Origin of the sequence: Spongiactinospora sp. TRM90649 (assembly GCF_029382225.1) — a bacterium.
In the GTDB taxonomy this organism is placed as follows: domain Bacteria; phylum Actinomycetota; class Actinomycetes; order Streptosporangiales; family Streptosporangiaceae; genus Spongiactinospora.
The window spans coordinates 1-5,318 of sequence record NZ_JARLTC010000079.1 but is presented as its reverse complement, the minus strand read 5'-3'; the positions used below and the strand labels follow the sequence as shown (position 1 = coordinate 5,318).

1 protein-coding gene is annotated in these 5,318 nt (G+C 74.9%); it reads right to left on the bottom strand.

Annotated elements, in window-relative coordinates:
- A partial coding sequence (locus P3X83_RS42985; protein ID WP_277311225.1) for a type I polyketide synthase occupies positions 1-5,303 on the bottom strand: 5,303 nt, incomplete at its 3' end.
- Between the last annotated feature and the right edge of the window lie 15 nt (positions 5,304-5,318).

The window sequence follows — 5,318 nt, the reverse complement described above, 5'->3', positions numbered from 1 at the left end:
ACGTGATCGGCCAGCCACGGCTGAGCCGCCACCGACAACCGGCCCGTCAGCACCACACCGTCTCCACCGGCCAGCGGGACCGCCGCGCCGAGCAACGGGTGATCCACCGCGCCCAGCCCCGCCGCCTCCGGGTCACCGGAGACGCGACGGGCCTGGGCCCAGAACCGCTCGCGCTGGAAGGCGTAGGTGGGCAGGTCCACGATCCGGCCGCCCCAGGGGCCGAAGACCGCGTGCCAGTTGGGGCCTTCGCCGCTGATGTGCGCCCTGGACAGGGCGGTGAGCAGCGCCTCGGCCTCGTCGCGGCCCGCGCGCAGCATCGGGATGAGGACGGCGTCCTCCACCGACTGCTGAGCCATCGCGGTGAGCACGCCGTCCGGGCCGAGCTCGATGAACTTGGCGATGCCACGGGCGCGCAGGGCCTCGACGCCGTCGGCGAACCGGACGGCCTCACGCACGTGCCGGACCCAGTAGTCGGCGGTGTAGACGGTGACCAGCTCACCGTCCAGGTTGGAGACGATGGGGATCCGGGGCGGCTGGTAGTCCAGCCGCGCGGCGATCTCGCCGAACTCGGTCAGCATCGGCTCCATCAGCACCGAGTGGAACGCGTGCGAGACCGTCAGCCGCTTCACCCGGCGGCCCTCGGCCCGGTACCCGGCCTCCAGCTCGTCGATCGCCTCGGCGACACCCGAGACCACCACGGACCTCGGCCCGTTGATCGCCGCGATGCTCACCCTGGCGTCGTCGAGGGCGATCTCCTCTTCGGCCGCCTCGACGGCCAGCATCGCGCCGCCCGCCGGGAGGGCCTGCATCAGCCGCCCGCGCGCCGCCACCAGGGCGCACGCGTCGGCCAGCGAGAGCACTCCGGAGACATGCGCGGCGGCCAGTTCGCCGACCGAGTGGCCGAGCAGGTAGTCCGGCCGCACGCCCCAGGAGTCGAGCAGCCGGAACAGCGCCACCTCCAGGGCGAACAGCCCGGCCTGGGTGTAGACGGTCTGGTCCAGCGCGTCGCCGTCGTCGAAGAGGACGTCGAGCAGCGGGCGGTCCAGTTCGGTGTCCAGGTGGGCGCAGACCGCGTCCAGGGCGTCGGCGAAGGCGGGGAACGTCGCGTACAGGCCCCTGCCCATCCCGGCGCGCTGCGCGCCCTGGCCGGTGAACAGGAAGGCGAGGCGGCCACCGGCCGTGACGCCCTGCTCGACGGCGGGCGACGCCGTGCCGGCGGCGAGCGCGCCGAGGGCGTCGAGCGCGGCCTGACGGTCGGAGGCGAGGACCACCGCGCGGTGGTCGAGCGCGGCGCGGGCGGTCGCCAGCGACAGGCCGATGTCGATCAGGTCGGCGGTCTCCGCCGAGTCGACGTGGGACCGCAGCCGGGCGGCCTGCTCGCGAAGCCCGGCGGCGGAGTCGGACGACAGCGGCCACGGCACGACCGGCGGCGGCGCCGCGCCGGGCTCCGCCTCGAACCCGACCTCGGACTCGGCGGGCGGCGGCTCCTCGATGATGGTGTGCGCGTTGGTACCGCTGATCCCGAACGAGGAGATCCCGGCCCGGCGGGGGCGGTCGCCGGCCGCCCACGGCCGGTTCTCGGTGAGCAGTTCGACCGCGCCCGCCGTCCAGTCCACGTGGGTGGACGGCCGGTCGACGTGCAGGGTGCGCGGCAGCATGCCGTGCCGCATGGCCATGACCATCTTGATCACGCCCGCGACGCCCGCCGCCGCCTGGGTGTGGCCGATGTTGGACTTGATGGAGCCCAGCCAGAGCGGCTCCTCGCGCTCCTGGCCGTAGGTGGCGAGGAGGGCCTGCGCCTCGATCGGGTCGCCGAGCGCGGTGCCGGTGCCGTGCGCCTCGACGGCGTCCACGTCCGCGGCCTCCAGTCCGGCCCCGGCGAGGGCCTGCCGGATCACCCGCTGCTGCGAAGGACCGTTGGGGGCGGTGAGACCGTTGGACGCGCCGTCCTGGTTGATCGCCGATCCGGCCACGACGGCCAGCACCTGGTGCCCGTTGCGGCGGGCGTCCGACAGGCGCTCCACGAGCAGCACTCCGACGCCCTCGCCCCAGCCGGTGCCGTCCGCCGCCTCGGCGAACGCCTTGCAGCGGCCGTCCTGGGCCAGGCCCCGCTGGCGGGAGAACTCGACGAACGCGCCGGGGGTCGCCATCACGGTCACGCCACCGGCGACCGCCAGCTCGCACTCGCCGTTCCGCAGCGCCTGCACCGCCAGGTGCAGCGCCACCAGGGACGACGAGCACGCCGTGTCCACCGTGATCGCCGGGCCCTCCAGGCCGAACGCGTAGGAGATCCGGCCGGACATCACGCTCGCCGCGCCGCCGGTCGCGACATGACCTTCGGACGCCTCGGGCGACTCGACGGTGATGCGTGTGTAGTCCTGGCCGTTGGTCCCGGCGAACACACCGGTACGGCTGCCGCGCAGCGAACGCGGGTCGATCCCCGCGCGCTCGAACACCTCCCACGTGCTCTCCAGCAGTAACCGCTGCTGCGGGTCCATCGCCAGCGCCTCACGCGGCGAGATCCCGAACAGCCCGGCGTCGAACTCGGCCGCGCCGTCCAGGAACGCGCCCACGCGGGCGTAGGAGGTGCCGGCCCGGTCGGGGTCCGGGTCGAACAGGGCCGCGAGGTCCCAGCCGCGATCGACGGGGAACCCGCCGACCGCGTCACCGCCGCCGGCCAGCAGCGCCCACAGCTCCTCCGGCGAGGACACCCCGCCCGGGAACCGGCAGCTCATGCCGACGATCGCGATCGGGTCGTCCGTGGTCTGGGCCGTGCCGGTGACGGGGGCGACGACCTCCGGGTCGATGCCGACCAGCAGCCCGATCAGGTGGTGCGCCATCGCGGCGGAGGTCGGGTAGTCGAAGACCAGGCTGGCGGGCAGCTTCAGGCCGGTGACCTCGGCGAGGCGGTTGCGTAGCTCGACGGCGGTCAGCGAGCCGAAGCCCTGGTCCTTGAAGGACCGCTCGGCCTCCACCGACCTGGGGTCGGCGTGGCCGAGCACGGCCGCCGCCTCGACCTTGATCATCTCCTCGACGGCGTGCAGCCGCTCCGCGTACGGCAGCGCCGCCAGTCCCCGCACGAACGCCGAACCACCGTCCGGCGCGCTCGCCGGGCGCGCCTGGTCGGCGTTGCCCGGCAGGTCGCGCAGCAGCGGGCTCGGACGGCTCGACGTGAACGCCGGGTTGAACCGCTCCCAGTCCACGTCCACGACGGTCACGCAGGTCTCGCCGTGGTCCACCGCCTGAGCGAGCGCGGTGATCGCCAGCTCTGGCGGCATGGCCAGCAGGCCGTGCCTGCGCAGGTAGTCCTCGGCCTCCTCGGCGATCAGCATGCCCGCCTCGGCCCACGGGCCCCAGGCCACCGAGGTGGCGGCCTGGCCACGGGCGCGCCGCTCTTCGGCCAGCGCGTCCAGGTAGGCGTTCGCGGCGGCGTAGGCGGCCTGGTTGCCGCTCCCCCACACACCTGCGATCGAGGAGAAGGTGACAAAAGCCTCAAGCGGGGCGTCGGCCAGCAGTTCGTCCAGGTTGGCCGCGCCGGTCACCTTGGCCCGCAGCACGTCGGCGAACTCGGCGAGCCCGGTCTCCTCCAGGGCCACGGCCCCGATCACGCCCGCCGTGTGCACGACGGCGGTCACCGGGTGCTCGGCCAGCAGCGCGGCCAGCGCGTCGCGGTCGGCCACGTCGCAGGCGGTCACGATCGCCTCGGTGCCCAGCTCCGCCAGCTCGGCGACCAGCTCGGCCGCGCCCGGCGCTTCCAGGCCGCGACGGCTGGTCAGCACCAGCCGCTCCGCGCCCCGGCCCGCCAGCCAGCGGGCCACCTGCGCGCCGAGCGCGCCGGTACCGCCGGTGACCAGCACGGTCCCGCCCGGCCGCCACGGCGCGGGCACCCGGCCCCTGGCCAGCGGCGCGCGGCGCAGCCGGCAGCGGAACACCCCGGACGCGCGGACCGCGACCTGGTCCTCGCCCGACTCGCCGGACAGCACGGAGACCAGGCGCTCGCCCGCCCTGCGGTCCACGGTCGCGGGCAGGTCCACCAGACCGCCCCACCAGCGCGGATACTCCAGCGCGGCGACCCTGCCCAGGCCCCAGACCTGGGCCTGGACCGGGTTCGTCAGCGGGTCTGACCGGCCGACCGACACCGCGCCCCGGGTGCCCGACCAGATCGGCGCGTCGATCCCGGCGTCCGCCAGCGCCTGCACCAGCAGCACCGTGGGCTCCACGGCCAGCAGGGAGAGCACACCCGCGGGCGGGTCCAGCTCGGCCAGCCGGGCGGCCAGCTCGTGGCGGTCCTCGCCGCCGGCGACGATCCGCTCCACCTCCGCACCGCCGTCCCGCAGCGCCGAGACGACGTCCTCGTCCTGCCCGGCCCCGGCGGTGACGACCAGCCATGTCCCGGACAGCGCCTGGGTGACGGTCTCCGGCAGCGGCTTCCACACCACCCGGTACCGCCACGAGTCCACCGTGGACCGGTCGCGGTGCCGCCTGCGCCAGGCGGACAGGGCGGGCAGCACGGTGCCGAGTGCGGTGTCGTCGAGGTCGAGCGTGCCCGCGACGGCCCGCAGGTCCTCGGCCTCCACGGCCTCCCAGAACCGGGTCTCCACCGGGTCGGCCGCCCCGGCGGCCAGCGCCTTCGGGTCCACCGGGTCCAGCCAGTAGCGCTCCCGCTGGAACGGGTACGTCGGCAGGCCCACGCGGTTCCGGCCGCCCCAGGAGGCGAACATCTCCGCCCAGCCGACCCGGACGCCGGTGACGTGGGCGCGGGCCAGCGCCTGCAGCAGGGCCTCGGTCTCCGACCGGTCGGCGCGCAGCACGGGAAGCGGCAGCGCGCCCTCCGCACAGCGCTGGGCCATGCCGGACAGGACGCCGTCGGGTCCCAGCTCCAGGAAGACGGTGACGCCCTCGGCGCGGAGGGTCGCGATCCCGTCGGCGAACCGGACGGCCTCGCGGACGTGACGCACCCAGTACTCGGCCGTGTAGCCCTCGACGGGACGCCCGTCCAGGTTGGAGATGACCGGGATGGTCGGCGTGCGGTAGGTGATGGCGGCGGCGATCTCCCGGAAGTCGGCGAGCATCGGCTCCATCAGCACCGAGTGGAAGGCGTGGGAGACGGCGAGCCGCTTCACGCGGCGTCCCTCGGCTCGGTATCCGGCTTCGAGTTCGTCGATGGCCTCGGCCGCTCCGGACAGCACGATCGAGGTGGGGCCGTTGATCGCGGCGATGCTCACCCGGCCGTCGTCGAGAGTGATCTCGTCTTCGGTGGCCTCGACGGCGAGCATCGCGCCGCCCGCCGGGAGGGCCTGCATGAGCCTTCCCCTGGC